This window comes from Mycobacterium sp. (assembly GCF_051006775.1).
Lineage (GTDB): Bacteria > Actinomycetota > Actinomycetes > Mycobacteriales > Mycobacteriaceae > Mycobacterium.
The window spans coordinates 84,849-108,207 of record NZ_JBPCSX010000057.1 but is presented as its reverse complement, the minus strand read 5'-3'; the positions used below and the strand labels follow the sequence as shown (position 1 = coordinate 108,207).

The 23,359-nt window shown below is 65.3% G+C and carries 23 protein-coding genes, 3 tRNA genes and 1 pseudogene; 4 read left to right on the top strand and 23 right to left on the bottom strand.

All coding sequences use genetic code 11. The features are described 5' to 3' along the window. From ACR2JI_RS04740 to ACR2JI_RS04700, 9 genes and pseudogenes are all read right to left on the bottom strand, one after another. Positions 1-218 (bottom strand): annotated as a pseudogene (locus ACR2JI_RS04740) (hypothetical protein); the annotation flags it as partial. Positions 219-348: 130 nt separating this feature from the next. Further along, on the bottom strand, positions 349-1,389 hold the full coding sequence (locus ACR2JI_RS04735; RefSeq protein ID WP_526388531.1) for an ABC transporter ATP-binding protein: 1,041 nt from the start codon (positions 1,387-1,389) through the stop codon (positions 349-351). Between the two features lie 154 nt (positions 1,390-1,543). Then, positions 1,544-1,933 (bottom strand): 50S ribosomal protein L7/L12, encoded by a 390-nt coding sequence (gene rplL / locus ACR2JI_RS04730; protein ID WP_526388529.1) that lies wholly within the window; start codon positions 1,931-1,933, stop codon positions 1,544-1,546. Positions 1,934-1,969: 36 nt separating this feature from the next. After that, positions 1,970-2,497, bottom strand: coding sequence for a 50S ribosomal protein L10 (gene rplJ, locus ACR2JI_RS04725; protein WP_526388527.1), 528 nt, complete (start codon positions 2,495-2,497; stop codon positions 1,970-1,972). Between the two features lie 309 nt (positions 2,498-2,806). After that, positions 2,807-3,685 (bottom strand): type IV toxin-antitoxin system AbiEi family antitoxin, encoded by an 879-nt coding sequence (locus ACR2JI_RS04720; RefSeq protein ID WP_526388525.1) that lies wholly within the window; start codon positions 3,683-3,685, stop codon positions 2,807-2,809. A 134-nt stretch (positions 3,686-3,819) separates the two neighbouring features. After that, positions 3,820-4,743 carry an ROK family protein gene (locus ACR2JI_RS04715; RefSeq protein WP_526388523.1) on the bottom strand — a complete coding sequence of 308 codons (924 nt, stop codon included), beginning with the start codon at positions 4,741-4,743 and terminating at the stop codon, positions 3,820-3,822. Next, positions 4,743-5,324: a DUF7158 domain-containing protein gene (locus ACR2JI_RS04710; RefSeq protein WP_526388521.1), complete on the bottom strand. Its 582-nt coding sequence runs from the start codon at positions 5,322-5,324 to the stop codon at positions 4,743-4,745. Before ACR2JI_RS04710 ends, ACR2JI_RS04715 begins: the two co-directional genes overlap by 1 nt. Further along, a complete protein-coding gene (locus ACR2JI_RS04705; protein ID WP_526388519.1) occupies positions 5,321-9,556 on the bottom strand; it encodes a glycoside hydrolase family 38 N-terminal domain-containing protein in 4,236 nt (1,411 codons plus the stop codon). The genes ACR2JI_RS04710 and ACR2JI_RS04705 overlap by 4 nt, the downstream gene beginning before the upstream one ends. Positions 9,557-9,645: 89 nt before the next feature. Then, a complete protein-coding gene (locus ACR2JI_RS04700; RefSeq protein WP_526388517.1) occupies positions 9,646-10,422 on the bottom strand; it encodes a bacteriorhodopsin-like in 777 nt (258 codons plus the stop codon). 188 nt (positions 10,423-10,610) lie between these two features. Here ACR2JI_RS04700 and ACR2JI_RS04695 point away from each other — a divergent pair, with 188 nt between their 5' ends. The 3 genes from ACR2JI_RS04695 (at position 10,611) to ACR2JI_RS04685 (ending at position 13,885) form a co-directional block, all read left to right on the top strand. Beyond that, positions 10,611-11,957 (top strand): ABC1 kinase family protein, encoded by a 1,347-nt coding sequence (locus tag ACR2JI_RS04695; protein WP_526388515.1) that lies wholly within the window; start codon positions 10,611-10,613, stop codon positions 11,955-11,957. Then, positions 11,957-12,871, top strand: a complete 915-nt coding sequence (locus ACR2JI_RS04690; protein WP_526388513.1) for an alpha/beta fold hydrolase — start codon at positions 11,957-11,959, stop codon at positions 12,869-12,871. The genes ACR2JI_RS04695 and ACR2JI_RS04690 overlap by 1 nt, the downstream gene beginning before the upstream one ends. A 117-nt stretch (positions 12,872-12,988) precedes the next feature. Then, the gene (locus ACR2JI_RS04685; RefSeq protein WP_526388547.1) at positions 12,989-13,885 is read left to right on the top strand and encodes a cyclopropane mycolic acid synthase family methyltransferase; all 897 of its coding nucleotides are present in this window, start codon (positions 12,989-12,991) and stop codon (positions 13,883-13,885) included. 72 nt (positions 13,886-13,957) lie between these two features. Here the strand turns inward: ACR2JI_RS04685 and rplA are convergent, their stop codons facing one another. From rplA to ACR2JI_RS04620, 13 genes are all read right to left on the bottom strand, one after another. Next, complete coding sequence (gene rplA, locus ACR2JI_RS04680; RefSeq protein WP_526388511.1) at positions 13,958-14,665, bottom strand: 50S ribosomal protein L1; 708 nt, start codon at positions 14,663-14,665, stop codon at positions 13,958-13,960. Between the two features lie 193 nt (positions 14,666-14,858). Then, the gene (rplK, locus tag ACR2JI_RS04675) at positions 14,859-15,290 is read right to left on the bottom strand and encodes a 50S ribosomal protein L11 (RefSeq protein ID WP_526388509.1); all 432 of its coding nucleotides are present in this window, start codon (positions 15,288-15,290) and stop codon (positions 14,859-14,861) included. Between the two features lie 60 nt (positions 15,291-15,350). Continuing rightward, positions 15,351-16,103 (bottom strand): transcription termination/antitermination protein NusG, encoded by a 753-nt coding sequence (nusG, locus tag ACR2JI_RS04670; protein ID WP_526388507.1) that lies wholly within the window; start codon positions 16,101-16,103, stop codon positions 15,351-15,353. Positions 16,104-16,136: 33 nt separating this feature from the next. Then, complete coding sequence (gene secE, locus ACR2JI_RS04665) at positions 16,137-16,562, bottom strand: preprotein translocase subunit SecE (protein ID WP_526388505.1); 426 nt, start codon at positions 16,560-16,562, stop codon at positions 16,137-16,139. A gap of 54 nt (positions 16,563-16,616) precedes the next feature. Continuing rightward, positions 16,617-16,689 (bottom strand) — tRNA-Trp (locus ACR2JI_RS04660). 134 nt (positions 16,690-16,823) lie between these two features. After that, positions 16,824-17,339, bottom strand: a complete 516-nt coding sequence (hadC, locus tag ACR2JI_RS04655; RefSeq protein ID WP_526388503.1) for a (3R)-hydroxyacyl-ACP dehydratase subunit HadC — start codon at positions 17,337-17,339, stop codon at positions 16,824-16,826. A 2-nt stretch (positions 17,340-17,341) separates the two neighbouring features. After that, positions 17,342-17,770, bottom strand: a complete 429-nt coding sequence (gene hadB / locus ACR2JI_RS04650) for a (3R)-hydroxyacyl-ACP dehydratase subunit HadB (RefSeq protein WP_526388545.1) — start codon at positions 17,768-17,770, stop codon at positions 17,342-17,344. Further along, positions 17,757-18,236, bottom strand: a complete 480-nt coding sequence (gene hadA / locus ACR2JI_RS04645; protein ID WP_526388501.1) for a (3R)-hydroxyacyl-ACP dehydratase subunit HadA — start codon at positions 18,234-18,236, stop codon at positions 17,757-17,759. The genes hadB and hadA overlap by 14 nt, the downstream gene beginning before the upstream one ends. 9 nt (positions 18,237-18,245) lie before the next feature. Beyond that, entirely contained in the window at positions 18,246-18,413 is a 168-nt protein-coding gene (gene rpmG, locus ACR2JI_RS04640) for a 50S ribosomal protein L33 (RefSeq protein WP_524923513.1), read from the bottom strand. 33 nt (positions 18,414-18,446) lie between these two features. Beyond that, a tRNA-Met gene (locus ACR2JI_RS04635) sits at positions 18,447-18,520 on the bottom strand. Positions 18,521-18,563: 43 nt separating this feature from the next. Next, a tRNA-Thr gene (locus tag ACR2JI_RS04630) sits at positions 18,564-18,636 on the bottom strand. 90 nt (positions 18,637-18,726) lie between these two features. Then, positions 18,727-19,368 (bottom strand): hypothetical protein, encoded by a 642-nt coding sequence (locus ACR2JI_RS04625; protein WP_526388499.1) that lies wholly within the window; start codon positions 19,366-19,368, stop codon positions 18,727-18,729. Next, complete coding sequence (locus ACR2JI_RS04620) at positions 19,369-20,031, bottom strand: hypothetical protein (RefSeq protein ID WP_526388497.1); 663 nt, start codon at positions 20,029-20,031, stop codon at positions 19,369-19,371. Between the two features lie 120 nt (positions 20,032-20,151). Here ACR2JI_RS04620 and ACR2JI_RS04615 point away from each other — a divergent pair, with 120 nt between their 5' ends. Next, entirely contained in the window at positions 20,152-20,868 is a 717-nt protein-coding gene (locus ACR2JI_RS04615) for an MBL fold metallo-hydrolase (RefSeq protein WP_526388495.1), read from the top strand. Here ACR2JI_RS04615 and ACR2JI_RS04610 read toward each other — a convergent pair whose 3' ends face one another. Beyond that, the gene (locus ACR2JI_RS04610; protein ID WP_526388493.1) at positions 20,869-23,274 is read right to left on the bottom strand and encodes a cadherin-like domain-containing protein; all 2,406 of its coding nucleotides are present in this window, start codon (positions 23,272-23,274) and stop codon (positions 20,869-20,871) included. Positions 23,275-23,359 lie beyond the last annotated feature (85 nt).

The following is a 23,359-nucleotide window of genomic DNA, read 5'->3' as shown; positions in this document are numbered from 1 at the left end:
GTCGCGCGGTTGGCGCCCGGGGCCGCAGCGCCGGCCCGCGCCGCGGCACGCCGGGTGCTTGTCGCGGTGTTCGAGGTAACCGCCGAGGGGGCACTCGCCTGCTGACCGGAGTCGATGTCGCCGCTGTCCGCCGCGGCTACCGCTGTAGTGGTCAGCAGAGCGCTGCCCATCCCGACCAGAACCGCACCAGTGCCCAGTAAGGCCCGTCGATCAACCATTACGCAACTCCCCTTCCACAGGAACGGGCAAACGCTATCGCGATTGCCGCCCAGGGGCCAGGGTTAGCCCAAAACAGGCCTCCGCCGTAACGAATCCGTCAGAAGCCGCAGGCAAAAAAGGCAGAGGCTGTCAGTCGGCGTGGTGAGCGCCGTGTGCCGGCTCGCCCGCGAAGGTGTGCGTCGGCAACTTATGGGTGCCCTCGAGATCGTCGAGGATCGCCGCCTGCGCGGCAGGCGGCAGGGTGTGCAGAATCTCGCGCACCCGAGCCTGCCGGCGTCCGACAGCTTTGCGCTCCGGCATACCGGGGGTGGCCACCAGTTGTGGCGGCACGCCCTCGATATCTTCGACGCCGCCGTCGCTCTGGCCTGCCGCGAGCATCGCCTGCTCCTCGGCCATGGTCGACTCGTCCTTCTCCTCGGACATGCCGATCGGGCCGATACGGCGGCCGTTGAGGAACTGCTTGACCACCGGCTCGTCACTGGTCAGCAGCACCTCACGGGGCCCGAACATGACCAGGTGCTTGCGGAACAACATGCCCATGTTGTCGGGCACCGTGCGGGCGATGTTGATGTTGTGCGTCACGATCAGGATCGTCGCGTCGATCTGGGCGTTGATATCGATCAGCAGCTGGCTCAGGTACGCGGTACGAACCGGGTCCAGACCGGAGTCGGGCTCATCGCAGAGGATGATCTTCGGATCGAGCACCAGCGAGCGGGCCAGCCCGGCACGCTTCTTCATACCGCCGGAGATCTCGCCGGGAAACTTGTTCTCGTCACCGTCGAGGCCCACCATCTCGAGCTTCTCCATGACGATCTTGCGGATGTCGCTCTCCGACTTCTTGGTGTGCTCGCGCAGCGGGAAGGCGGTGTTGTCATAGATGTTCATCGAGCCGAACAGCGCACCGTCCTGGAACATGACGCCGAACAGCGTGCGGATCTCGTAGAGCTCCTTGGCGGAGCACTCGATGATGTCGGTGCCGTCGACGATGATCTTGCCGCGCTCGGGACGCAGCAGGCCGATCAGCGACTTCAGGAACACCGACTTGCCGGTACCGGAGGGGCCCAGCAGAACACTGACCTCCCCGGCAGGAATGTCCAGGGTCACGTCTTCCCAGATCCGCTGGGATCCGAATGACTTGGTCAGCCCCTCAACCTGGATCGAAGTACCCACGCGATTCCTTCCGGCCACACAATTTATCCACGGCAGTGACACCTGTGGTTCCGGTCACCTTAGCGCACCTGCCTACCGCGTATCGAAGTTTGTCGCGCAATGACAAATCCCCCGCGAACCAGGTGGTTCGCGGGGGATTTGCTGCAGATCTTTGCTACTTGACGGAAACCTTGGCGCCTGCAGCCTCGAGCTTGGCCTTGGCGTCCTCGGCGGCGTCCTTCTTGGCCTTCTCCAGGACAGCCTTCGGGGCGCCGTCGACCAGATCCTTGGCTTCCTTCAGGCCCAGGCCGGAGACGATCTCGCGGACGACCTTGATCACGCCGATCTTCTTGTCGCCGGCATCCTCGAGGATGACGTCGAACTCGGACTGCTCCTCAGCGGCCTCGGCAGGCGCGCCACCGGCGGGGCCGGCGGCGGCAACTGCGACCGGTGCGGCCGCGGTGACCTCGAAGACCTCTTCGAACTTCTTCACGAACTCCGAGAGCTCGAGGAGAGTCATCTCCTTGAACGCGTCGAGCAGATCGTCGGTGCGCATCTTTGCCATGTGTGTTGTCCTTTCCTGACTTACTTCGGTGTGTGCTTAAGCGGCGGTTTCGCCGGACTTCTTGTCCTGCAACGCGGCGGCCAGGCGGGCCATCTGCGAAGCAGGGGCGGCGAACAGGCCGGCGGCCTTCGCCATATTGCCCTTCATGGCGCCTGCCAGCTTGGCCAGCAGCACCTCACGCGACTCGAGGTCAGCGATGGCCTCGACCTCGGCGACGGTCAGGGCGCGACCGTCCATGTAGCCGCCCTTGATAACGAGCGCCTTGTTGTCCTTGGCGAACTTCTTGATCGCCTTGGCGGCGTCAACGGCTTCGCCCTTGACGAACGCGATCGCGGTGGGACCGGCGAAAAACTCGTCGAGGCCCTCGATCCCGGCCTCAGCCGCCGCACGCTTGACGAGCGTGTTCTTGGCGACGCTGTAGGTTGCCGTGCCGGCCAGTGACCGGCGCAGCTCCGCCAGACTGGCAACGGTCAGTCCGCGGTACTCAGTGACCACGGTGGCCGTCGAGGACTTGAACTGCTCGGTGATCTCGGCGACCGCGGTGGCCTTGTCAGCCTTGGCCATGCATTGCCTCCTCAGTGGTTTTCAACCGCTGGCGGGCCGGAAAACACAAACGCCCCGACGCAGACGGCCGGGGCGTGCAAACCGCTGACATGCAGCGGCGGAGCCTCGTCCTCCTGCGTGGGCCGCCCGGGTGTCCGGGACCTTCAACCGACTCGCGCACGCGCTCATCGGTGACCAACGGTCTTCGGTAGAACTTTGACAGCCTAGCCCGACCGCGCCGGGTAGCCCAAATCCACCCGTTCCGGCCACGAGCAGACACAAAGTCGCACGGTTCAGCCGCAATAAGTGCGAGTTTGCGTCTGCCCGCCGTCAGGCTGCACGACGGAGTTGAACAGCGATGCGTTCGCAAAGCCGCGCCGGGGCGCGGCGCACGTCGGCCGCCACGATCGGAACGACGATCCAGCCGACGTCCTGGACTCCCGCGAAGCGTGCCTTGTCCCGCAGCATTTCCACCCGGCCGACATGCCACTCCACGCTGTCGTACTCCGCCGCCACGCGGGCCTCCGGCCACGCGAAATCCACCCGCCAGCGCTCGCCGTCACGGCCACGGATCAGGTACTGCAACTCCGGACGGGGCAGACCATGGTCGAGCATCACCAGCCTCGCCTCGCTCTCCATTGCGGACTCCGAACGGCCGTCGACGAATGGCAGAAGGTCGCGCACTCCGACGATCCCTCGCCGTCCCCGCTGTCGCTCAACCGCTTCGGCAAGATCAGCCGGGGTCGCCCAACCCACCCGGAGTGCGGCGTCGAGGACGGCCAAGCCCCGCGGGCGTCGGATCTCGCGGGCAATCTCCACCGCCGTCCAAGCCGGCGATGTCGCGCTTCGGCTCGAAATCAGCTGCAGCGGTGCACCTTTCCGTTGGTGGACGACGAGACCGGCAGTAGGCCGGAGGCGGAAGCCAGGATCCAGGACATGCACTGAAGCACTGCGCTCGATGTCGAATCCAAAGAGAGCGGCCGAAGTATGCATGCACGCAACAACGTGGTCACCGACCACCAGGTCCAGCGCCCGCAGCCTGGTGAGCAGGTCAGGTTGGGTAGACGAGAACACGCCGCGCCAAACCCGGACCAACCCTCCCTTTCTCACCTGGACATCCAGCTGCTGACGCGTCATCACGGTGAGCAGTTCGGCGGTGGTGGCCAATCCACCACCGCGGCGGATCAACTCGGCGGCATCGGTGTTCATCCGGGCGAGCGTGCACCCGAACCAGTGGCTCCGCCAGCCACCTTGCGAGGCGCCTGTGGACACCCGAGCAGACACAAAATCGCACAAATCCGGCCGGGTCTACGCGAGTTTGTGTCTGCTCGCGCCGCAGGGGTTCACAGGTCGCGTAGTAGTGCGGCCGCGCCGACGAGGCCGGCATCCCCACCCAGTTCAGCTGGGACCACCCGCAGAGCCTTGATGAAATCGAGCGCGGCGTACTCCCCCAACGCTGTGCGCAGTGGGTCGAAGAGCACCGCTCCGGCCCCGGCCACCCCGCCGCCGACGACCACCAGGTTCAGATCGCACACCGCTGCTACCGAGGCGATCATCGCCGCCAGTGCCCGGGCGCCGCGGCCGAAGGCGCGCACCGCCACGTCCTGTCCCGCCGCGGCGGCCTGCGACAGTTCCCTGGCATCGGAACCGGTCCAGCCATGCTCGCGCGCCCAGGCCACCAGATGCGGGCCGCTGGCGATCGCCTCCACACAGCCGCGAGCGCCACAACTGCACAGCGGTCCGCCCAACTCGACGATGGTGTGCCCGACATGGCCGGCGTTGCCGGTGCGCCCGCCGTACGGCCTGCCGTCCAGCACCAGTCCGCCGCCGACGCCGGTGGACACCACCATGCCGAGCATGAAGGCCGCGCCCCGCCCGGCGCCGCGCCAGTGTTCCCCCAAAGCCATGCAGAGCCCATCGCCGGCCAACCGCACCGGAACGCCGGGGACTGCGGCGGCCACTCGTTCGACGACACCGAACCCGCGCCAGGCGGCGATGTTGACCGGGCTGATCGTTCCGTTCGGCAAATGGATCGGACCCGCAGAGGAGATACCGACACCGCACACATCCCCGCCGGCAGCGGCCAACGCGTCGGCGATGGTCCGCTGGGCCGCCGACCACACTTCGTCCGGGTCGGCGCTGTGTGGGGTTGGCTGCCGATTCTGATGCAGCAGTTGACCTTTCGCGTCGACGATCCCGGCGGCGATCTTGGTGCCGCCGATGTCGAGGGCCAGTACCGTCCGGCGGGCAGGGGATTGATCGGGCATCAGTGCTTGTGGGTGTTATCGGGCTGGCGCGGATCGCCAGGGTGCTCATAGCCGGGGGCCAGCCAGACCAGCGCAGCCCGGCGCTGCTCGAGCCAGATCCGGAACGCCCGGCGCCGGGCCGCCCCGCGCAACATCGCGGCGATGGTGGGCGCCACCTCCGCGTAGTCGGGATCGGGCTGATCGGCCCGTGCGAAACGGCGCGGGTTGCGCCGGTGGTAGTCGGCGACGGCGTCGGCGTCGATATCCACCCCGGCGGTCACGCGGACGAACACCGCCCGGGCCAACGGGTCAGCCAGAACGGATGCCGCGACGCTGCCGATCTCCAGACGGGCGGTCAGGTCAGGCAGCAGGTCGCACTCGGCCGGGGTGCCTGCGCCGGCGCGGACACCGAGTCCTGCGGCCTCACGGACGACCACCCGTTCAGTCACCAGCAGTTGGGTCAGCCAGCGCCGCAGTTGCCTGCCCTCACTGGTGCCGGGTCGTGGCAGTGCCGCGGTCTGTGGCGAGTTGCGCAGCACCGCCTCGCGGGCGTCCACCTCGGCGACCCGCACCGGTGCACCGTCGACCGTCGCGGCGATCATCGGACCGTCACGGCCACGGCAGGGGTGTAGAGCAGCCGGCCCGCGCAGCCGACCCTGATCAGGGCCCACCACTGACCGGGAGTCAGCCACGGCGGCGGGCTGACATCGAAGCCCACCTCAACCGTGGACCCGGCCGGCAGCACCGCACCGCGGGCCGCCGGGCCGATCCAGTCCCAGGTGCCCCATGGGCTGATCAGATGAGCTTCCAACGCCAGGTCGGCGTGTGCCCCGCTGCTGACCGCGACCGTCAGCCGGCCCGTCTCACCGCGGGCCAGGACGACGTCGGCCGGCTCGCCGACCAACCGCACAACATTCGGTTCGACATCCCCGACAGTGATCATGCAGACGTCCTCGACCGTCTGCCGCCAGGCCGGCGGGATGTCACCGGCCAAGGTCAACTGGGCACGCACCGGATAGTGCCCAGGCTCCGCATCGGTGGGCACGGTGACGAAGAGTTCGGCCTCGCGGTGCCCGCGGGCGGGCAGCCGGTAGGAGCGCGGTCCGAACATCCGCTTCGCCGGGTCCTCCCCGGGTCCGGGCTCCCATCCGGGCGGATAACGCAGTCCCACGGCGGCGTCGACGTCCGCATCGCTGCAGTCGCTTGCGATGGTCATTCTCAATCGCACCGTGTCGCCGGCCTGGGCTGCGATGGTTTGTGGGTGCAGGTGCGCGACAGCCGGCAGTCCGCCCAGCGGGGCCGGCCCACGGTTGTGCAGCCAGTAGCGCGCGTACAACGGTTGTGCGGCTTCGGCATCGGGGGCCAGTTGGCGCATCTCGGCGTCGATCACCGGAGCCACATCGAGTCGGGCGGCGAGCGTGGCGATCTGGTAACCGTGCAACCACAGCGGATCAGCGCCCGTCCGGGGATGTTCCAGTAGATCGGTGGACACGACATCCCTGATCGCGCCGATCGGGGTGCTGATCTCCACATCGGTTGCCACACCGGTGATCTCGACCAGCCGGATGGTGGCTGCCTCGGCATCGACGGCAACCGAGCTGCCGATGGCGGTGGGGTTGCCTGCGGCCTTCAGTGCCGCAAGCTGTACCGCACCGGCGGGCTCGACGGTGAGCAGCGAACCGTCCGCCGGCAGTCGCGCGCTGCCAGATTCAACCACCACGGGAATAAGTGAATGGTTGAATTCCGCACTGCGGGTATGCATTCCGACTTCCCGCCAATCGCCCGCGCCGGTGATCAGCGTGAAGTCGAAGGTGTGGCTCCAGTGTTGCAACTGAAAGTTGGACCCGTCCGGGTTCTTGCGTTGTGGCGGGTCGATCCAGGTGCCCGAAGGCCAGCCCGTGCAGGAGCGCATCAGTGAGGTATGCAGGGTGCCGTCGCGTTCAACGGCGAAGCCGGGAACCCCGCGATTGACCAGCGCGATGGTCCGTGACTCGAAGTCCCCGCAGTCGACGCCGATGTTCTGCTCGACGGTGACCTCGGCGTCGTCGAGGTCGGTGACGACCGCGGCCAAGGCGCCGTCGCCGACGACGATAAGCACCGGCAGCGCCTGTGCCGCGCGCAGGTCGGCGTCGGGTCGCCAGACCTCGCCGAGTGCATGCGCGGCGGGCACGAACACCCGAGCACTGCCGGTGAGCCCAAGCTGACGCTCGAGTTCGGCGGCGAAACGCGGATCAGCGGCGGCCAGCACCTCGGCGGTGAACGGGTTGTCCTCCGGCCCACCCAGCGCGATACGGGTGTCGGGCAGGTTGGAATCGACCTCGAGGTGGCCGTAGCGGGTGTGCCCGGCGGCGCTACAGGTGGCCGTCACCCCGGCCCGCACCAGGGCGACCATCAGATCGCGGACCAGGTGCGCCGCCGAGTGCTCCGATGCGACAACTTCGGCGACCGCGACCGCTCGGGTGTGGGTACCGACGCGGATGCGGGCGGGCGAGGACAGCCCGAACCAGCCGTGCGCGGGGTTGTCCAGTGTCCAGGGGTGGTGTGCGGTGTCGACCGCACGGTCCTCCCCGGATTCGTGGTCGTGCATCAGACCGAATCCACGGCCGATGACGGCATCGCCCACCTCGCTGACCGGCAGTGCGCCCGGAACCGGACAGGGCCAGCGCAGCCGCACCAGATGATCGGCCCCGGTGAACTCATCGATGGTGGTGCGGCAGTCCAGCCTGTTGAGCCCGCGCCACAGGGTCAAGGTCTGGGTGTAGCGCAGCAGATTCCCGATTGCTCCGTCGATCACCAACCGCTCACCCAACGGGCTGCTGTAGGCGCGGACCTGCGCCGGTGCGGCCGAGGAACACCGCACCGGTCCGCTGGGCAACAGGTGCCACGGGCCCTCGCCGGCTTCCGGATGCGCCGGGTACTCGTCGTAGACGGCGAGTTCGTTGCCCACCGCGCCGTCCGCGATCAGCTCACGCGCGGAGGCCAGCTCCCGCAGCGAGGACACCCCACCTCCGCGGTCCGGGTCGACCCGCACCCGGAGATGTTCGTTGGCGATGCTGACGCCGTCGGCCGGCTGCCACCCTGATGGCGCGGTGCCGTCGTCGGGGCCTCCCTCGAGCCCGTCCTCAAGCAGGCCGTAGGCCCGCCAGCCGAGCGACCCGACCCCTTCGGCGCGCCAGGTCACCGTATGTCCGCCGTCATCCACCAGCGTCGGCAGCGCTACACCGGAGGCATCGACCACCTGCGCGGCCGGCCCCACCGGATCTTCGACGTGGACGGTGACGATGTCGGTGCGATTGTGCGCCAACGGGTTCCACACCACCACAGAATGCGACGGCCCTGCAACAGCGGCGGAAAGTACCTGCAGCGCGCCTGCCCGCGCCGTGGTGCCCAATTCCCAGGCATCGCGCCACCCGGTCAGCAGGTCCAGATACACCTGATCGGACTCTGAACCGGTGATGGCGTCGTGGTGGGCGCCCCAGGCGAGTTGCACCCAGGCTTTGGCCAACGCGGCCTCCGGGTAGCGCGCCCCGCCCAGTAGCGATGCGAACACAGCGAACCGCTCCGCACCCAGAACCGCATCCTCGGCAGCCCTGTTGGCCTGCTTGGTGTCGATATAGGACACGTCCTTGCCGGTGTAGATCGGGTTCATATCGCGGGTCTGCGGAGACGGCACCGCGGCGCGCTCGTCGAGCTCCGCACGAACGGCCGCAAAGAAGTCGGACGGTACCGCGCAGATAAACCGCGGCCAGGTGTAGCGGGCATTCCAGTCGCGGTGGATTTCGGTCACCCAGGCGTTGGGCGGGGTGTAATCGGTGCCGACAGGCAGCAGCACATTGCGTGTCAACGCCACCGATTTGAGTTCGGTGAACAGTGCGAAGGTGGCGTCCTGCGCTTCGGTCAGCGACGCTGATGAATCCATCCACCAGCCGGCTGCGTAGTGCGCGGGCATGTAGTGGGTCAGCAGACCTACCCCGGACGGCGAGATCCACTCGAATTCGCTGCGGAACTGCATACGGCGTGGGTCGCCGGCTTGGCCGTCTTTGGACGCCATCGGACCCCACTGATGATGTGGCCCGCGCGCCCACGAGCTTGATGTCAGTCCGGCGTCGGCGGCCATCCCAGGAAACTGCGGATCGTGGCCGAACACGTCTAGCTGCCAGGCGGTCGCCGGGTTCGCACCCAGCACATCGCGCTGAAAACCGATGCCGTGAACAAAGTTCCGAATCGAGGTCTCGGCACCCGTCAGATTGGTGTTCGGCTCGGTGTAGGTGCCGCCCATGACCTCCACTCGCCGCTCGGCGATGAATCGCAACAGGTCGGCACGGTCCTCCGGATGGGCATCGAAATAGGGCTTGAGATAGTCGACCTCGGCGAGCACGAACTTATACACGGGGTCGCGGCGTGCCATCTCCAGGTGCGCGGCCACCAGCGCGAACGCGTTGTTCTGCTTGCATGCACCCGGCGGGTCCTCGGTCCACACGCTGGTGTAGGCGGCCTGGGTGTTCCACCACACCGGGTCGTAGTGGAAGTGGCTGATCATGTACATCGTCCAGCCCGGTTCGGCGACGGTGAAATCAAAGGTGAACGTGCTGTCACCGGCGACGGCGACGGCAGGCCGGCGGTCTCCCGGATCCGCCTGGTCGACACGCACCGCGACTTCGATGACCCCGTCCCCGGTGGCCGTGCGGGCTGTGCCGACGGTGTCCAGGCCGTCTCCGGCCACGCGCACCGCGGTGGGCTCGGTCGCTCCGCTGTAGAAGACCCGCACTATCTGCACGGGGTCGTCGGCATCGCCTACGAAAAGTTCGGTGGACTCGGCCCCGGTGACGCGCACATCAGGGAATCTACGTGACCAACGATGAAGGCCCCCCGGGATTGCTCCCGGGGGGCCTTCACTGTCGAATGAGGCTGCTGGTCAGCGAGCTACTTCGCTGCCCGAGCCACTGCGGCCTCGACTTCGTGGAGCTCATGCTCCGCGAAGGCCACGTCGTCGGCGAAGGACTTGAGCCGAGCGATGTTGTAGATCAAGATGCCGTACAGCACCTTGGCCGTAATGTCGGCGATCGAGTAGCCGATCTGCTTGCCCACCCATGCGTCCGCTCCGTCGAAGCCGAGCACCGGAATCAGGTAGGCGATGGGGTACACGCCCCAAGTCCCGAGCAGCAGCAGGCGCATGTTGCTGACGAGCTTCCGCACCTGCGGGGGCTGACGATCGAGCGACTTGGTGAGCTCGACGAACAGCACGTACAGGATGTACAGGAACGGAATCGTCGACAACCAGCCCCAGATGTTGCGGGTCATGATGTCGTGGCTGATCTCGCCGGGGTAGCCCAGGGCGATCATAAGTGCCGACGCAGGGATCAACCGGACGAGCAGCGCAGTCTGCAGCTTGCGGGCCAGCGCCAGAACGACGATGAGCTCGGCGAGCAGCAGTGGCACGGTGAGAAGCCAGTCGACGTACCGGTAGCCCTCGTTGAACGAGTGCCCGGCTGCCTGGGTGTAGATACCCTTGCCGCCGGCCGCGTCGGTCGTGAACGCCATCTTGAACGACTCGAAGATCCGGAAGTAGTGGTACGCGGCGATGCCGCAGACCGTTCCGGAAATCAGCAGCGCCTGCCGGTAACGGGGCAGAACCCTACCCTGCGCGCTAAACAGGAAAATTGCGCCGAACAGCTGTGCCGCGAGGCACAGTGAGAGCACGTTGTAAACAGTGTCGAACTGACCCTGTGTTAGTTCTTCTGGAATCAACCCTCTGACCTCCGAGCATGGTGTCGTAATGACGGACAGCGTAAATGTATAGCCGACTGCCAGCAGATTCTCATGTTTGGCCCAAGAACACGGAATTGTTTTTCACCTGTTCCACCGGTCGTTTGGCACACTGAGGAGAAATGACTTCCCCCAAGAATCGCCATGTGGCCAGCCTCGATCGGGTGCCGTTGCCCGTAGAGGCGGCCCGAATCGGCGCGACCGGCTGGCAACTCACCCGGACCGGCCTGCGCGTGCTGCCCACCCTGCCCGGCAGGGGGAGCTGGAAAAACAAGGTGATCAAGCAGATCCCGAAGACCTTTTCCGATCTGGGTCCCACCTATGTGAAGTTCGGGCAGATCATCGCCTCCAGCCCCGGAGCATTCGGTGAGCCGCTCAGCCGGGAGTTCCGCAGCCTGCTCGACTCGGTTGCGCCGGCCAACACTGCCGCGGTGCACCGCCTGTTCAAAGACGAGTTGGGCGCCGACCCAGCCGAACTGTTCGCACATTTCGAGGAGGAGCCGTTCGCCTCGGCCTCGATCGCTCAGGTGCACTTCGCCACCCTGCACACCGGCGAGGAGGTGGTGGTCAAGATCCAGCGGCCCGGTATCCGCCGCCGGGTGGCTGCAGACCTGCAGATCCTCAAACGGTTCGCGCAGGTGGTGGAACTGGTCAAGCTCGGCCGGCGGCTCTCCGCCCGGGACGTGGTCGCTGACTTCGCCGACAACCTCGCAGAAGAGCTCGACTTCCGCATCGAGGCACAGTCGATGGAGGCCTGGGTCTCCGGCCTGCACGGGTCCCCCCTGGGCCGAAACATCAAAGTGCCGCAGGTGCACTGGGAGTTCACCAGCGAACGGGTGCTGACCATGGAGCGGGTGCACGGAGTGCGCATCGACGACGTCAAAGCCATCCGCAAGAAGGGTTTCGACGGCACCGAGTTGGTGAAGGCCTTGCTGTTCAGCACCTTTGAGGGCGGCCTGCGGCATGGGTTGTTCCACGGTGACCTACATGCCGGCAACCTGCTCGTCGACGATGGGGGCCGGATCGTCTTCCTGGACTTCGGCATCATGGGCCGCATCGACCCGCGCACCCGTTGGTTGCTGCGCGAATTGATCTACGCGCTGCTGGTCAAGAAGGACCACGCCGCCGCCGGCAAGATCGTCGTCCTGCTCGGCGCCGTCGGCACCGTAAAACCGGAGGCGGAAGCGGCTAAGGACCTCGAGGCGTTCGCCCAACCCCTGACCCTGACGACCCTGGGCGAGATGTCCTACGCCGAGATCGGCAAGCAGCTGTCAACGCTTGCCGACGCCTATGACGTCAAGTTGCCTCGCGAACTGGTTCTCATCGGTAAGCAGTTCCTCTACGTCGAGCGCTATATGAAGCTGCTGGCCCCCAACTGGCAGATGATGAGTGACCCGCAGTTCTCCGGCTATTTCGCCAACTTCATGGTCGAGGTCAGCCGCGAGCACCAAAGCGATGTGGAGCCCTGATGGAAATCCGTTCCGGTTACGCCCGCAACGATGACATCGAGATCCACTACGAGGATCTCGGTGACATCAACGATCCTCCGGTCTTGCTCATCATGGGCTTGGGCGCCCAGCTTGTGCTGTGGCACAACGAGTTCTGCGAGAAGCTGGTCGACCTCGGTTACCGGGTCATTCGCTATGACAACCGTGACGTCGGCCTGTCCAGCAAGCTGGACGGTAAGCGCCACGACGGCCCGCTGGTGCCCAAACTGCTGCGCGCCCTCGTCGGCCTGCCGAGCAAGAGCGTGTATCACCTCAAGGACATGGCCGACGACGCCGCCGCGCTCCTCGATCATCTGGGCATTGAACGGGCGCACGTCGTCGGGGCTTCGATGGGCGGGATGATCGCGCAGATTTTCGCCGCCCGGTTCCCCCAACGGACGTGTGGGCTGGGCATCATCTTCTCGTCGAACAACTCCGCGCTGCTGATGCCGCCTGCACCCAAGGCGCTGATGTGTTTGGTCAAGGGGCCGGGGCCGGACGCTCCGCGCGAGGAGATCGTCGAGAATTCGATGCGGGTTTCCCGGGTCATCGGCAGTCCCGGCTACCCGAGGTCCGACGAGCGGCTGCGCACCGATGCAATCGAGGCCTACGAGCGCGCCTACTACCCGCAGGGCATCGCCCGGCATTTCGACGCCGCACTGAGCAGTGGCAGCCTTCGCCGCTATGACCTTCGGATCACCGCACCGACGGTGGTCATCCATGGCAAGGAGGACATCCTGATGCGGCCCGCAGGCGGAAAGGCGATCGCATCGGCGATTCCCGGGGCCCGGCTGGTGCTCTTCGACGGGATGGCTCACGATCTGCCCGATGAATTATTCGACCCCATCATCGCCGAGCTGACCACTACGTTCGACCAGTACAGCAAACATCACTAACCTGCAACAACCGTCTGTCGGAGCGTCTTCAACAGGCCCGCGGCGGGTACCGTCGAAAAAAAGCAGCAACTTCTGCGGGGAGCGATCTCGCAAGAAACACGGGAAGTGACGACCCACATGACCGAGGCAGCCAGAACCGACGACATGCGTCCGCACTTTGAGGACATCCAGGCGCACTACGACCTGTCCGACGATTTCTTCGGCCTGTTCCAGGATCAGACCCGCAAGTACAGCTGCGCCTATTTCACCGGGCCGAACGTCACGCTGTCCGAGGCGCAGACAGCAAACGTCGATCTCAACCTCGAGCAGCTCGACCTCAAACCCGGTATGACGCTGCTGGAGATCGGCTGCGGCTGGGGACTGACCCTGCAGCGGGCGATGGAGAAGTACGACGTCAACGTGATCGGCCTGACGCTGTCGAAGAATCAGAGCGTGTACTGCCGGGAGTTACTGAGCGGGGTGGACAGCGATCGCACGTTCGACGTCCGACTCGAGGGGTGGGAGCAATTCCACTCCCCCGTCGACCGGATAGTGTCGATCGAGGCCTTCGAGCACTTCGGTTTCGAACGCTACGACGATTTCTTCACGAACTGCTTCGACAACCTGCCCCCCGACGGGCGGATGGTCATTCAGAGTTCAGTGGGATACCACCCGATGGATTTGGCAGCGCGCGGCAAGAAGCTGACCTTCGAGCTGGCCCGGTTCGCCAAGTTCATCTACACCGAAATCTTCCCCGGCGGCCGACTGCCCAGCACCCGAATGATGGTGGAGCTCGGCGAGAAGGCCGGATTCGTTGTGCCGGAGTCGGTGTCGCTGCGTAACCACTACATCAAGACCCTCGGGCAGTGGTCTGCGGCACTGGAACACAACCGGGACGAAGCGATCGCCATCGCCGGCGCGGAGAATTACGACAGATACATGAAGTACCTCACCGGCTGCCAGTATTACTTCCTCGACGAAAGTATCGACGTCAGCATGGTGAGGTATCTGAAACCGGGTGCCGCCGCCGCGTGACCTGAACAGATGGAGAAGCCCCCGAACGCTACCCGCGTCGGGGGCTTCTCCGTCTGAGGACCTACTCCTGCGCTACTCCTCCGTGAAATTACGGGTGACGGCCGGATCGACCGGGATGCCCGGTCCGGTGGTCGTGGAGACGGTGACCTTCTTCAGGTAACGCCCCTTCGAGGAGGACGGCTTGGCGCGCAGCACCTCATCGAGTGCGGCGCCGTAGTTCTCGGCAAGCTGCTTCTCGCCGAACGAGGCCTTGCCGATGATGAAGTGCAGGTTGGACTGCTTGTCGACGCGGAAGTTGATCTTGCCGCCCTTGATGTCCTGCACGGCCTTGGCCACATCCGGGGTGACGGTGCCGGTCTTGGGGTTCGGCATCAGACCACGCGGGCCCAGCACGCGGGCGATACGGCCGACCTTGGCCATCTGATCCGGGGTGGCGATAGCGGCGTCGAAGTCCAGGAAGCCGCCCTGGATCTTCTCGATCAGGTCGTCGCTGCCGACCACATCAGCGCCGGCTGCGATGGCCTGCTCGGCCTTCTCTCCGACAGCGAACACCGCAACGCGGGCGGTCTTACCAGTGCCATGCGGCAGGCTCACCGTGCCGCGAACCATCTGGTCGGCCTTGCGGGGATCCACACCCAGGCGGATCGCGACCTCAACGGTGGCGTCCTGCTTCTTCGAGGACGTCTCCTTGGCCAGCTTCGCCGCCTCAAGCGGGGTGTAGAGCTTGTCGCGGTCGACCTTCTCGGCCGCTTCGCGATATGCCTTGCTGTTCTTGCTCATTGCGGTTCCAATCTCTCTCTTCTTGGATTAGTGGTCGTACGGGCCGAAGCGGGCCCTCCCACGGTGTCTATTCAGTTGTGGTGCAGAACTACTCGACCGTTCAGTCTGGTCGATCCGCCTACGCTACTCGACCGTTCTGTCTGGTCGATCCGCCTTCGCTACTCGACCGTTCTGTCTGGTCGATCCGCCTTCGCTACTCGACCGTGATACCCATCGACCGGGCGGTGCCGGCGATGATCTTGGCGGCCTGGTCGATGTCATTGGCGTTGAGGTCGGCCTTCTTGGTCTCGGCGATCTCACGCACCTGATCCCAGGTCACCTTGGCAACCTTGGTCTTATGCGGCTCGGCGGAGCCCTTCTGCACGCCGGCGGCCTTGAGTAGCATCCGGGCGGCAGGCGGGGTCTTCAGCACGAAGGTGAAGCTGCGGTCCTCGTAGACGCTGATCTCCACGGGAATGACGTTGCCGCGCTGGCTCTCCGTGGCCGCGTTGTACGCCTTGCAGAACTCCATGATGTTGACGCCGTGCTGGCCGAGCGCAGGACCGACCGGCGGGGCGGGGTTGGCCTGCCCGGCCTGGATCTGCAGCTTGATCAGGCCGACGACCTTTTTCTTCTTCGGGGCCATGGCTTTCGGTGTTCCTTTCGTGAAACTTCTGGGCAGGGCTTTCGCCCGTGACGACGCCCGTTAGATCTTGGCGACCTGATTGAAGGTGAGTTCGACGGGTGTCTCGCGGCCGAAGATGCTGACGAGCACCTTGAGCTTCTGCTGTTCGGCGTTGACCTCGCTGATCGAGGCGGGCAGGGTGGCGAACGGGCCGTCCATGACGGTCACCGACTCGCCGACCTCGAAGTCCACCAGGATCTCCGGACGTTCCAGGCTGGCCTCGGAGGAGGTGCCACCGCCGCGGGTCGCGGCCGCGACGGGCTTCTTGACGTTCTGCGGCAGCAGGAACTTCACCACGTCATCAAGCGACAGCGCGGTCGGCCGTGAGGTTGCGCCGACGAAGCCGGTCACGCCCGGGGTGTTGCGCACCGTCGACCAGGACTCGTCGGTGAGGTCCATCCGCACCAGGATGTAGCCCGGCAGAACCTTCCGGTTGACCTGCTTACGCTGGCCGTTCTTGATCTCGGTGACTTCTTCGGTGGGAACCTCGACCTGGAAGATGTAGTCGCCGACGTCGAGATTTTGCACGCGGGTCTCGAGATTGGCTTTCACCTTGTTCTCGTATCCGGCGTAGGAGTGGATCACGAACCACTTGCCCGGCTTGCTGCGCAGATCCTTCTTGAGCAGCTCAGCGGGTTCGAGCTCCTCTTCGGGAGCTTCAGAAGGCTCAGCCGCGGCCTCGAGCTCGGGAGCAGCCACCGTCTCATCAATGATCTCGTCGATCACATCGACGGCGGCCTCGCCCGCGGGCACATCGCCTTCGGGGGTTGTCACGGTAGTCAGTTCCTCTCTCACGCTCAAAGATCTTTAGCCGAACACCAGCAGCACGAGCCTGGCCCAACCCAGATCGACCAGGCCGATCAGTGTCACCATGAACACCAGGAACACCAGCACGACGGTGGTGTAACTGACCATCTGCTTGCGATTGGGCCAGATGACCTTGCGCAGCTCCGCAACGACCTGCTTGAGGTAGTTCCAAACGAAAAGGAACGGGTTGCGGGTGTCGAGCCCGTCGGTCGTGGCCTTCTTGAGCTTCTTGGCTTTTTTGCCCGCGGCGTCGACGACCTCGAACTGCTCGGTGAGAGCTTCTTCCTCGACATCAACCTCGGCCAGCGCTGTGCCACCGGTGCGCTGGCGGGACCGCTTGCCGGCCGGACGCAGCGGCTGCGTCATGGCACCGGTCTCGGCGGTCTCCTCGCCTGCGGCGTCTGCACTGTCGAGCTCGTCGCTCACCGCATGCTCCTTACATGTCCATCGGGCGTATGCCCACGAGTCTATTCAATTGAGCAGGGGCGACAGGACTTGAACCTGCAACCTGCGGTTTTGGAGACCGCTGCTCTGCCAGTTGAGCTACGCCCCTCGGTTTGCGCCGGGACGCCCCACATAATTCGCGCGCTCCCCGACCGGCCGAACCGACGGACAGCGCGCTTAACGTGGGAAAACCCGACATTGGAGTGTAGCGCGAGAACCGCCCGGTTAAGAAATCGCGGGAAACTAGTCGTGGGCTACCGGTTTACGCAGCACCTGGCCGGTTTCCGGGTCCCAGCCCGCTGATATCGAGTTGTCACCCTCATGGCCCATCAGGGTGGTGAAGGCCTCCATCACCACCTCGCCGGTGTTCTCATCGGTGAGGACGTTGCGGGAGGTCACGATATCGGCGCCGAACCGCTCGACGACAGAGTCGATGTGCATGGTGGCGCGCAGAACATCGCCCTCGACGATCGGCCTCAGGAAGTTGAACTTCTGATCCACCTGGACGATCTGCATGGTCTCGAAACCCACGTCGACGTGCTGGAAGAAGTGCCGCTGGGTCATCACCGCGATGATCGAAACGAAGGTCAACGGCGCGACCAGGCCGCTGTAGCCGAGTTCCGCGGCCGCCACCGGATCCATGCTGGCCGGATCCTGGGCCTTGATCGACTTGGTGAACTGGCGGATCTGCTCACGGCCGACGACGAAAGGCTCCGGATACGCCCAGGCCATGCCGCGGATGTCAGTCTTGAGCGCCATCCTCAGGCCAGCTTCGCGATGGCCACGGCGCGGCCGAATATCTTCTTGCCATCGTGGGTGGCGGTCAACGCTATGGTCACCGACCTGCTCTCTTCGTCAATCGACTTGACCCGGCCGGTGAAGACGATGTCAGCGCCCACCCCGTCGTTGGGCACCGGGACGATCGCGGTGAAACGCACATTGTACTCGGTCACCGCGCCCGGATCGCCGACCCATTCGCTGACGAAGCCGCCGCCGAGGCCCATGGTGAGCATGCCGTGGGCGATGGCGGTATCGAGACCAACCTGCTTGGCGATTTCGTCATCCCAGTGGATGGGGTTGAGGTCGCCGGACACACCCGCGTAGTTCACCAGGTCAGCCCGGGTGAGGTTGATCAGCTTCTCCGGAAGCTCGTCGCCGACCTTGACCGAACTGAACTCACGCAGTGCCATCGTTGAAGCCACTCTCTCCGCTTTCGTCACTCCGCCCGGCGAGCGTCGTGTAGTTCTCCTGGACTATGTCACCGTCCTGGTTGGTAATGACGACTTTATTGACGATGATGTCGGTCCCGTGCGCCTGTCGCACTTCGTGCACATAGACATCGCAGAACAGCTTGTCGCCCACAGTGACCGGCTTGAAGAATTTCAACACCTGGTCGACATGAACTATCTGCTTATCGTTGACTCCGATGTCATTCGCGTCAAAGAACGCCCGCTGCGCGATGTAGCCCAGGACAGAAATGAATGTCAGCGGCGACACCAAACCCTTGTAGCCCAGCTCCGCGGCTGCTGCTTCGCTGAAGAACGCGGCGTCACTGTTTTGCACCGCGTTCGCATACTCGCGAACCTTCTCGCGCTCAACCAGGTAGTAGTCGGGATGGTGATAGTGCGTCCCGACGATTTTTTGGGAGAGAGCCACGAAGAACCGTCAGCGAGACTCTTTGTGCGGCTCGTGCTTGCCGCAGTTCGGGCAGAACTTCTTCAGCTCCAGCCGATCAGGGTCATTGCGGCGGTTCTTCTTGGTGATGTAATTACGGTGCTTGCACACCTCGCAGGCCAAGGTGATCTTGGGCCGTACATCTGTACTGGAGGCCACGTCGACATCTCACTTTCACGTTTGCGTACTGCGAAGCGGTGGGGGGACTCGATCCCCCGACCTCACGATTATGAGTCGTGCGCTCTAACCAGCTGAGCTACACCGCCAGGTCGGCGTCGCCGCTCGGCTTGTCCGGGCTGACGTCCACCGAGCCCCCTAACGGAATCGAACCGTTGACCTTTTCCTTACCATGGAAACGCTCTACCGACTGAGCTAAGGGGGCCTGACCCGCATCGCAGTCAAGCTCCGAGGGCCTTGTAGAGGGTACAACCTGCGACGTGGCCGAACCAAACCGCCTGCCGCCGCCTCCCGGCTACTTCGCCGCGACCGCCGCCCGACCCACCGCCCGGGCAGGTTTGGCCGCCTTGCGCGACTGCTCGGTCGCGATCCTCGGCGCTGCCGAAGCCTTTCGGGCCGCCCGGCCGACGCGGCTGAGATCACGGGGAGCAGTGGCAGCGGCCACCGCGCGCGCCGATGCGGGACGCCGGGCCACGGCAGCGGCCGGCGGCAACGGGGGCAGCGGGGGCAGCCCGATCCAGACCGCCTGCGCCGAGACCCAGTTGTAAGCGATGTCGTAGAGCGCGGTGCCGTAGGCGGCCGTCGTCGCGATGAAGTTCAACGGGTTCTGCACCACACCGGCCAGGTAGTTGACCGTCGCCGCGACGACCGGCTGGATGCCCTGGAAGTAGTTGATGTTGATCTGCGCGGCCGCTGGGGCGCCGACAAGTGGCAGGAAGTTCACCAGGTAGGACACTCCTCCGACGGCGTACTGCACGTACGGGGTGACGGAGTTGTAGATGTCCTGCCCGATGCCGGCCAGCTGAATGTCCTCGATGTGCACCGATACCGGCGCCGGCGCGGCCGGTGCGACGCCCAGTGCGGGGCTCAGCGCGACTGCACCGGCAGTAGCCAGCACGATCCCCGGGACCAGCAGCGGACGGACCGAAACGGTCATCTACTTCGCGGCCGCGGCACGGGCCGATCTACCGGCCTTGGTCGCGCTTGCCGCCTTCGTTGTCACCGCGGAGCCGACCGTGCCGCGAGTTGTGGCGGCCGCAGCGCGCGGCGCACGCGACTTGGCGGATGCGGCGACCCGGCTTGGCGCTGACGCGGCGCTGCGCGCGCCGGTGGCGGCAAGCGGCGGCGGACCCGGAATCGGAGGCAGCGGCGGCAGACCAAAGAATTGCTGCTGCGCCGACACCCACTGATAACCGGCCCAGCCCAGATTGGCGGCATAGTTGGTGGTCAGCACCGGGAAGGCGAAGATGTTCGCAACCAGGTCGGAGGCGTAGTAGACGGTGCTCTGAACCGCCCACTGGATCAGGTCGTAGTTGATGTTGATCTGGTCGGCGATCCCTGGGCCGACGAAGGGCACCAGCGCGGCCCAATATGCGGCGGAATCCACGGTGTACTGCACGAAAGGCTGGATCGAGTCATAGATATCGCGGCCGATGCCGGTGAGTTGAACGTCCTCGATGTGGACCGAGGGAAGCTGGACGGCAGGTTGCGCGGCCGTCAGCGCGGACGGCGCCACCGGGACCGGCCCCAGTGCCACAGCGCCGGCGGTGGCCAGCGCAAATCCGGGAACGAGCAGCGAACGGGCTGAAATGTTCACCATGCCTCCTATGTACGCACTTTCGTGGTGGCGCCATCATCGCAGCGCACACCTGTGCATGCAAGGACCGCTCTGTTGGAGCCGCTCTGTTTCCAGCCGAGCATGGCCACTTAGTGTTGGCATATGGCCACCGACGAACGCCTCTACTTCCGCCAACTACTCTCCGGCCGGGATTTCGCCCTCGGTGACCCGATCGCGGCCCAGATGCGCAACTTCGCCTACCTCATCGGCGACCGGGAAACCGGCGACGCCGTGGTGGTCGATCCGGCCTACGCCGCCGGTGATCTGCTCGACACCCTCGAGTCCGATGGCATGACACTGTCCGGCGTGCTGGTCACCCACCACCACCCCGACCACGTCGGCGGATCGATGATGGGATTCGAGCTCAAGGGCCTGGCCGAGCTGCTGGAACGGGTCAGCGTGCCGGTGCACGTCAACACCCATGAAGCGCAATGGGTTTCCCGCGTCACCGGAATCCCGATGAGCGATCTGACCACCCACGTGCACGGTGACAAGGTCGACATCGGCGATATCGAGGTGGAGTTGCTGCACACCCCAGGCCATACCCCGGGCAGCCAGTGTTTCCTGCTCGACGGGCGGCTGGTGGCCGGCGACACACTGTTCCTGGAAGGCTGCGGGCGCACCGATTTTCCCGGCGGCGACGTCGACGAGATGTTCCGCAGCCTTCAGCAATTGGCGGCGCTGCGCGGGGACCCGACAGTGTTCCCAGGGCATTGGTACTCGGCCGAGCCCAGCGCCAGCCTGTCGGACGTCAAGAGCAGCAACTACGTCTACCGGGTGTCGAACCTCGAGCAGTGGCGCTCGCTGATGGGCGGCTAGTCAGCGACGCCGTCGGCGCAATAGACCGAAAGTGACGAGGAAGAACACCGACGCGCTCGACGGCGTGACGATGGTGTAGCCGAGATCCTTGAGTATTCCGATCTCGACCGGGGTGATCACCCGTACCCCCAGCCCGTAGCCGTCTGACGGATCCATCAGGTATCCGGTTGTTCCGGTGGGCTTCACCGGCGTCGGGCTGAGGTGCGTCACCGAGCTGCCCGACGCCCATGTGCTCGGGGTGTAGAGCGGAACCAGGCCGCCGTAGACCGCGACAGCGTTGGGCCCGTCGAAGTACAGGCCGCCGTTACCGCCGGTGAGATTCGCGTTGTAGGCGGTGTTCCAGTTGTAGCCGGGGTCGATCACCGCGGTGCCGTCCGAAGCCGACAGGAAACTGTCGTAGGTACTCCAGTTGGTGTCGGTGTTTCCCGGGCTGCTGATACCGCTGAGCACGCCCAACGAGTGCACAATCTCATGCATCGCCACGGACTGGAAGTCGTACTGGTTGCCGGGGACCGTGTCACCGAGCGCCCATGGGTAGGCGAAGTTCCAGGTGAGCTGACTGTCTGCAGACGCACCGTTGACATCTGCACCGGTGAGGATCTTGGTCTGCACCACCGTGCCGTAGTAGCCGGGACCCGACCTGCTGAAGTTGGTGTAGCTGGAGGCCAGGAAGTTCGAACTCGGATTGTTCTGTCCGATCAGCGTGGTGGTGATTGTTACCGGAGTCGCGACGACGATGTAGGACGACAACCGGGTCGCCGCGGTGTTCAGCGCGGCGACGTTACCGGCGGTCCAGTATTGCGATCCGCTGCCGTTTGCCCAGTCGAAAGTCACCGATGCCGGCGAAATGGTAACGCTCACAGCCACATTCACCGCGCCGCCGTAACCGTCTGTCACGGTGACCGTGAAACTGTCGGTGGTGTCGGAATTGAAGGCGGCGTTGTGCCGGGCCAACGCGGTCGGCGTGTAGGTGAAACTACCATTGGCGTTGAGGGTGACGCTGCCCTTTGCCGCCGCGCTCGACAGGCTGTAGGTCAGCGGATCGGCGTCGGCATCCGAGCCGATCACCGCACCGGCCACCAGGCCGGTCGTCACGTTCGGCAGCCCCGCGCTTCCGGTCGCGGTCGGGGCGACGTTGGCGCCGACGATCGCGGTGGTGATCGGCACTGCCAGTGCCCCGCCGTGGTCATCAGCCACGGTGATGATGAAGGTGTCGGACGTCGCGTCGACGGTGGCGCCCAACTTGGCGGCGGCGTGCCGGGCCGAGGCGGTCGGTGTGTAGGTGAAGCCGCCGGTGTCGGTGACCACAGCGGTGCCCTTGGACGTCGTGGAACCGGTATAAGCCAGCGGGTCACCGTCGGGGTCGTTGCCGGTGACGGTGCCGGTAACCACGCTGCTAATCGGGTCGGGTGCTCCGACAGTGGTGGTGGCGGTCGGCACCTTGTTAATCGCGGTCACCGTCAGGTTCACCGTGGTGGTTGTGCTGTGTTGCTCCCCGCCGAACAGGCCGAATGTCAGCAGATTAAGCAAGCCCATGATGCCGTGCAGGTGGAATCCGCTGGCGGCATCGCTCACCGTCACCCGGAACGAGTCCGTGAGGCCGTCGTGCGCGAGGATCGGGTCCGGGGTGTAAACGAAACGCCCGGTTGAATCGACCGTCACAGTGCCCTTGGTCGGACCGGAGTCGACGGAGTAGGTGATGACGTCGCTGTCGGGGTCGGCGGCGTTGATATCACCGGTGATTGCTCCGGTATCCGGCGATTGCGCGAATTGGGTCGGGCTTTCGGTCGGGGTCTGGTTGAAGAAGAACGCCTGAATCGGGTTGGCCGATGAGGCGGCCTTGGCCGCCATCGTCCGGGCGGCGGTGGGGCGGCGCACTGCGGCGTACACCGCCCAGCTGACGGCGGACTCCGCCGGCGCACCGTTGCCGGAAAGATCGGACCGCGGTCCCCCGACGACCGTGAATCTGGCCGCTGCGGCAATGGATTTCGCCGGAGGAGCCGCTGCGAGGGGGGCCTCGCTCATCGTCGTGGCCGCGGGTGCGACGACGTTGAGCGGCGAGGCCACAGCCTTCGCAGGCGGGGCAGCGTTGATCGCCGCGATCGGCACCCCGACCCGATCGACGGCGGTCGGCGCACTCAACGCCTTTGGAGCAGCCGCCCTGGCTGCCATGCCAACCACCGGACTGGAGTCGTTGTGTTGAGCTGCGGTCGCTTTCGGCCTCGTCGATCGCCGCGACCGCGGGGTGTCGGTGCCGGCGCTCTCCGACGCGGAACTAGCCACCGAGGTGTCATCAGTCGGCGCGGCCCATGCCACGTCGGGATAGCTCAGGGAAACCGCTGCACCGATACCCAATGCGACGGCGAGTCCCCCGACCCTGCCCACGCAGGCTGATGCACGCCTCACCCCGGGATCCTATATGCAGGAGTGGCGTGGGTGAAGTTTGCTGGGCGCCCCTCGGTAACGTCGTCGGCAAACCACGAGGTGAGGA

Coding starts and splice junctions, on each gene's coding strand:
- ACR2JI_RS04615 (WP_526388495.1), top strand. CDS start 20,152: ATGGCCACCGACGAACGCCTCTACTTCCGCCAACTACTCTCCGGCCGG.
- hadB (WP_526388545.1), bottom strand. CDS start 17,770: ATGGCACTGCGTGAGTTCAGTTCGGTCAAGGTCGGCGACGAGCTTCCG.
- ACR2JI_RS04685 (WP_526388547.1), top strand. CDS start 12,989: ATGACCGAGGCAGCCAGAACCGACGACATGCGTCCGCACTTTGAGGAC.
- ACR2JI_RS04690 (WP_526388513.1), top strand. CDS start 11,957: ATGGAAATCCGTTCCGGTTACGCCCGCAACGATGACATCGAGATCCAC.
- ACR2JI_RS04620 (WP_526388497.1), bottom strand. CDS start 20,031: ATGGTGAACATTTCAGCCCGTTCGCTGCTCGTTCCCGGATTTGCGCTG.
- rplJ (WP_526388527.1), bottom strand. CDS start 2,497: ATGGCCAAGGCTGACAAGGCCACCGCGGTCGCCGAGATCACCGAGCAG.
- ACR2JI_RS04625 (WP_526388499.1), bottom strand. CDS start 19,368: ATGACCGTTTCGGTCCGTCCGCTGCTGGTCCCGGGGATCGTGCTGGCT.
- rplL (WP_526388529.1), bottom strand. CDS start 1,933: ATGGCAAAGATGCGCACCGACGATCTGCTCGACGCGTTCAAGGAGATG.
- ACR2JI_RS04695 (WP_526388515.1), top strand. CDS start 10,611: ATGACTTCCCCCAAGAATCGCCATGTGGCCAGCCTCGATCGGGTGCCG.
- ACR2JI_RS04715 (WP_526388523.1), bottom strand. CDS start 4,743: ATGCCCGATCAATCCCCTGCCCGCCGGACGGTACTGGCCCTCGACATC.
- ACR2JI_RS04720 (WP_526388525.1), bottom strand. CDS start 3,685: ATGAACACCGATGCCGCCGAGTTGATCCGCCGCGGTGGTGGATTGGCC.
- ACR2JI_RS04710 (WP_526388521.1), bottom strand. CDS start 5,324: ATGATCGCCGCGACGGTCGACGGTGCACCGGTGCGGGTCGCCGAGGTG.
- rplA (WP_526388511.1), bottom strand. CDS start 14,665: ATGAGCAAGAACAGCAAGGCATATCGCGAAGCGGCCGAGAAGGTCGAC.
- hadC (WP_526388503.1), bottom strand. CDS start 17,339: ATGGCGCTCAAGACTGACATCCGCGGCATGGCCTGGGCGTATCCGGAG.
- rplK (WP_526388509.1), bottom strand. CDS start 15,290: ATGGCCCCGAAGAAGAAAAAGGTCGTCGGCCTGATCAAGCTGCAGATC.